The organism is Flavobacterium sp. FPG59 (assembly GCF_002150205.1).
Taxonomy (GTDB): Bacteria; Bacteroidota; Bacteroidia; order Flavobacteriales; family Flavobacteriaceae; genus Flavobacterium.
Genome location: NZ_MTCA01000244.1, coordinates 1 through 4,440 on the forward strand (window position 1 = coordinate 1; position 4,440 = coordinate 4,440).

The following is a 4,440-nucleotide window of genomic DNA, read 5'->3' on the forward strand; positions in this document are numbered from 1 at the left end:
ATTCGGAAGTAGCTTTTTTATTTTCTATATTTACCCCGAAAAAAAACCAAGTGTTTTTTAAGACTTATAGTTCATTTTATACCCTACTTACAATGAGTTTTTTTAAAAAGATATTTTCATCAGAGAAAAAAGAGATACTAGATAAAGGTTTAGAAAAGTCAAAAACAAATTTCTTTTCAAAACTTACTAAGGCTGTCGCAGGAAAGTCTAAAGTTGATGATGACGTTCTGGATAATCTTGAAGAAATTCTTGTTGCTTCAGATGTCGGAGTAAGTACTACGTTGAAAATCATTACTAGAATTGAAAAACGAGTAGCATCGGATAAGTATTTAGGTATCTCAGAGTTGAACCAAATTTTGAGAGAAGAAATTGCTGGCTTACTTTCTGAAACTAATACTGGTGAGTCATCCGAGTTTGTTATTCCAGCAGATAAAAAACCATACGTAATTATGGTGGTAGGTGTTAATGGGGTAGGAAAAACTACGACTATTGGTAAATTAGCATATCAATTTAAAAAGCAAGGTTACAATGTAGTTTTAGGTGCTGCAGATACGTTTCGTGCCGCTGCGATAGATCAATTGCAAATTTGGGCTGATCGTGTAGGAGTTCCTATTGTGAGGCAAGAAATGGGAAGTGATCCGGCTTCGGTGGCTTTTGATACTTTGCAATCAGCGGTGGCTCAAAAAGCAGACATTGTAATTATTGATACGGCAGGACGTTTACACAATAAAATCAATTTGATGAATGAATTGTCTAAGGTGAAGCGTGTGATGCAAAAAGTGGTTGCCGATGCGCCACATGATGTTCTATTAGTTCTTGATGGGTCAACTGGACAAAATGCATTTGAGCAAGCAAAACAATTTACAGCAGCTACCGAGGTGAGTTGTTTAGCTGTTACTAAGCTTGATGGAACTGCAAAAGGAGGCGTTGTTATTGGGATTTCAGATCAATTTCAAATTCCTGTGAAATACATTGGTGTAGGCGAGGGCATTGAAGATCTTCAAGTGTTTAATAAATTGGAGTTTGTAGATAGTTTTTTTAAATAATAGCTAATTTGTTATGAATTTTTCTTTCTTGAAAAATATTTCTCCCATGTATCTTTATTTAGTTAGTATTATTTCTTTTGTTTTAGCAAATGTTACCAGAGAAATAAATGTGACATTGTATTATGCATTACTTTTATTGGGTTTAGTGTTTTTTGTATTGGGTCTTTTAAGGAGGATGCAATCTAAATAATTAGAATAAAGCACTAATTTTTTGCCATAGAACTGCATCAAAGTCGGATAGTCCAAAAGTCGGATTGTCAGGATTTGCAACTTCGCCCATACGTATCACAACCATTTTTTTACTAGGCACAATATATATTTTTTGATCGTTTTTGCCTAGTGCGCTATACATGTCTGCAGGAGCTGAAGGGATAAGACTTCCTGGAAATGTAAGCGATACTTGTGGTAATTTGTATGAAGTTTTCCCGTTTAGCCACCACATGTATCCATAAGAAAGATTTGTGTTTTGTGATGTGTTTGCAGCTTGATTCATAAAAGTTTCACTGACAATTCTTGTTTCGTCCCATTTTCCTTTGTTTAATGCTAGGAGTCCAAATCGAGCCATGTTTCTTGTTGTACTCCAGTAAACGCTGAGTCCATCAGAATTAATCCAGCTGCCACCGGTCATTCCTATTCGGTCTCTAAGTTTTGTATTAAAATAATTACTCCACGTTTGTCCGCTTGTTCTAGCAATTACATCTTGAAGTTTTACATAAACGTTGTGGTATGCCCATCTAGAGCCTGCATCAGCAACATATTGTAAATTTGCGGGTGATACATCAGATCCTAAGGTTTCGTTTAATCCAGAGTCCATACAAAGTAAGTTTTTGCAGGTGATAAGGTTTTCTTTGGCTAGTGGCGCGCTTGTCCATCCTGTTCCTAAGTAATCTGAAACTTTATTATTGATGTTAATTAAGCCTTCATCTTGAGCGATTCCAGTTACTGTTGTTGTGAGTGTTTTGCCAGCACTAGCCCAATACCATAAGGAATTTGCGGTATGACCATTAAAATAGCTTTCTAAAACTATTTTTCCGTCTACTAAAATTATAAATGATTTTGTGTTTTTGAGTTCTAAGTAATCTAGTAATGGTTGCACTGCAGCTGTTTTCCATCCTAAGCTTGCTACTGTTTTTGTTTCCCAAGTTGTGCTGTTCATGGGTGGAAAGTAAAGTTTATCCTGATTTGTGACTGGAGTAGTGACTTTTGTAGGTTCTGAACTGCAACTCATTAGTAGGATAACAAATGCAATAAAAGTTGTTGTCTTTGTCATTTTGGGGTGGTTTTTACTAATAGGATGTTAAAGATAGAAATTAGTTTAATGGAAGGATAACTATTTTTTTTGTTTGCATTTTTTAAGAGTAACTTTGTAAAGAGATAAGTACTTTATAATTTGTTACGCTACTAGCCCTGATTGTAGTGTAAATCCTTTTTTTACCGTTTTTTTGCGGGAAAAAAGATTGCAACGAAAAGCAGGAAATAGCTCCAAAAAAAAAATATTTTATGAAAAAAACGGTTTGTATTATTGTAGCTTTTTTAGCATTAGTTTCTTGTTCGCAAAAAGTTGTGCCGGCTGATTTAGCTAAAATAAATGGGTATTGGGAGGTGGAGAAAGTGGTTTTTGACTCCATAGATGATAAGGAATACCGCATGAATGAGGTTTATGATTATTTCAAAATTGATAATAATAAGGGGATTCGCAAGAAAGTAATGCCGCAGCTTAATGGTACTTTTTTGGTTAATGATGTAGAGGAAAAAGTAGCTGTACGTTATACAGCAGATGGTATTTTCTTGGATTATGCAACTGCTTATATGAAATGGAGTGAGGAAATTATTACACTTACTGATACAGAGTTAGTATTGTTGAATAAAGACAATACGGAATACTACTATAAAAGAGCAACAGCAATAAACTTGATGGGTGATGGCAAAACGACTAAATAACCAAAGTACAATAGGGGATGTTTTGAAACAAATAATCCAAGTGAATAAGTTGCAACCTGGCATGGATCAAATTGATGTGAAAGATGCATGGAAAAACCTAATGGGTAATGGTGTAAATAGCTACACGAATAATGTAGTTTTGAAAGGAAGTACGCTGTATATTGAGTTGACTTCATCTGTATTACGAGAGGAATTAAGTCACGGAAAGTCTAAAATTGTTAAAATGATCAATGAGGAATTAAGACGCGATGTGGTAAAAGATGTAGTTTTGAGATAGACTTTTGTAAGCCGCTAATTAAATTTGTGCTTTGATGCGTGTACAATCTAAATTTAAATTTTTAGTAATTTTTTTAGTTTTTTATATTACAATATTACCTCCTTTGGTTATTTATCTTTCGGCTACATCTCCAGTAGCGGATATGGTTTTACCTGTTTTGTTTTTATTATTTGTCGTCTTTTTTTGGTTGACAGTTTTAAGAACTAGAGCATTTAAAGTAGAAATGGATGGTAATACTGTAATTATAAAACGTTATTTTGGATTAGGGAAATCCATAGGCTATGATTTAAAATCATTAGATGGTTTTATAACCATAGTAGAATCAGCAAAGGGAGGTGTTTACGAATCTATTTTTATTCTTAAAGATGGAAAAAGAGTAGGTAGTATTTCTAGTTTTTATCACAGTAATTTTGAGGAATTAAAGTCGATTTTGAAAGAAAAACTAATTGATTTTGGAGAAAGAAATCCTAATTTTAAGTTAGAAAGCTCTGAACTATTTAGATAAATATGGAATAAAAAAAATCCCGTTTCATCATTGAAACGGGACTTTTTGTTTTTATGAGTCACTGTTACCTGTGACTGAAAACTGCATATTAGAATTGCTCTCTTCCAGCAAAATGGAAAGCACCTTCAATAGCTGCATTTTCATCGCTATCAGAACCGTGAACTGCATTTTCTCCAATAGAAGTTGCGTATGCTTTACGGATAGTTCCTTCAGCAGCTTCAGCTGGGTTTGTAGCACCAATTAAAGTTCTGAAATCTTCAACAGCATTGTCTTTTTCTAAAATTGCAGCAACGATTGGTCCTCTTGACATGAATTCAACTAATTCACCGTAAAAAGGTCTTGCAGCGTGAACAGCATAAAATGCTTGAGCATCAGCAACAGTAAGTTGTGTTAATTTTAAAGAAACGATTTTAAATCCTGCATTAGTAATCATAGCAAGGATGTTTCCGATGTGTCCATTAGCAACAGCATCAGGCTTGATCATTGTAAATGTTCTATTAGTAGCCATTTTTTTGTTTTTTTAAGTTTTTCGAATTGGCTGCAAAAGTAAACTTTTTTATGTGTTTATTTTAATAAATCACCAATTAAAAGGAGTTTGTTTAAGATTAATCAGATCTTTTTTTAAAATTAAACCTTAAATATTAATTGATGTTTATAAAATAGTATTAAAA

General features: G+C 33.6%; 6 protein-coding genes. 4 read left to right on the forward strand and 2 right to left on the reverse strand.

Annotated elements, in window-relative coordinates:
* Positions 1–92 precede the first annotated feature (92 nt).
* Positions 93–1,046 carry a signal recognition particle-docking protein FtsY gene (ftsY, locus tag FPG59_RS14295; protein ID WP_086455256.1) on the forward strand — a complete coding sequence of 318 codons (954 nt, stop codon included), beginning with the start codon at positions 93–95 and terminating at the stop codon, positions 1,044–1,046.
* Between the two features lie 190 nt (positions 1,047–1,236).
* Here ftsY and FPG59_RS14300 read toward each other — a convergent pair whose 3' ends face one another.
* Positions 1,237–2,316 carry a serine hydrolase gene (locus FPG59_RS14300; RefSeq protein ID WP_086455252.1) on the reverse strand — a complete coding sequence of 360 codons (1,080 nt, stop codon included), beginning with the start codon at positions 2,314–2,316 and terminating at the stop codon, positions 1,237–1,239.
* A 230-nt stretch (positions 2,317–2,546) separates the two neighbouring features.
* Here FPG59_RS14300 and FPG59_RS14305 point away from each other — a divergent pair, with 230 nt between their 5' ends.
* From FPG59_RS14305 to FPG59_RS14315, 3 genes are read left to right on the forward strand one after another with little or no spacing between them, the layout of a single operon-like run.
* Positions 2,547–2,987 carry a lipocalin family protein gene (locus tag FPG59_RS14305; RefSeq protein WP_086455253.1) on the forward strand — a complete coding sequence of 147 codons (441 nt, stop codon included), beginning with the start codon at positions 2,547–2,549 and terminating at the stop codon, positions 2,985–2,987.
* Positions 2,968–3,264, forward strand: a complete 297-nt coding sequence (locus FPG59_RS14310; protein WP_086455254.1) for a DUF721 domain-containing protein — start codon at positions 2,968–2,970, stop codon at positions 3,262–3,264. Before FPG59_RS14305 ends, FPG59_RS14310 begins: the two co-directional genes overlap by 20 nt.
* Positions 3,265–3,298: 34 nt before the next feature.
* The gene (locus FPG59_RS14315; protein ID WP_086455255.1) at positions 3,299–3,769 is read left to right on the forward strand and encodes a hypothetical protein; all 471 of its coding nucleotides are present in this window, start codon (positions 3,299–3,301) and stop codon (positions 3,767–3,769) included.
* 88 nt (positions 3,770–3,857) lie between these two features.
* Here FPG59_RS14315 and FPG59_RS14320 read toward each other — a convergent pair whose 3' ends face one another.
* Positions 3,858–4,277, reverse strand: a complete 420-nt coding sequence (locus tag FPG59_RS14320) for a nucleoside-diphosphate kinase (protein WP_072941331.1) — start codon at positions 4,275–4,277, stop codon at positions 3,858–3,860.
* Positions 4,278–4,440 lie beyond the last annotated feature (163 nt).

Bases quoted from the DNA above. Each gene is read 5' to 3' on its own strand.
- FPG59_RS14310 (WP_086455254.1), top strand. From the start codon at position 2,968: ATGGCAAAACGACTAAATAACCAAAGTACAATAGGGGATGTTTTGAAA.
- FPG59_RS14320 (WP_072941331.1), bottom strand. From the start codon at position 4,277: ATGGCTACTAATAGAACATTTACAATGATCAAGCCTGATGCTGTTGCT.
- ftsY (WP_086455256.1), top strand. From the start codon at position 93: ATGAGTTTTTTTAAAAAGATATTTTCATCAGAGAAAAAAGAGATACTA.
- FPG59_RS14300 (WP_086455252.1), bottom strand. From the start codon at position 2,316: ATGACAAAGACAACAACTTTTATTGCATTTGTTATCCTACTAATGAGT.
- FPG59_RS14315 (WP_086455255.1), top strand. From the start codon at position 3,299: ATGCGTGTACAATCTAAATTTAAATTTTTAGTAATTTTTTTAGTTTTT.
- FPG59_RS14305 (WP_086455253.1), top strand. From the start codon at position 2,547: ATGAAAAAAACGGTTTGTATTATTGTAGCTTTTTTAGCATTAGTTTCT.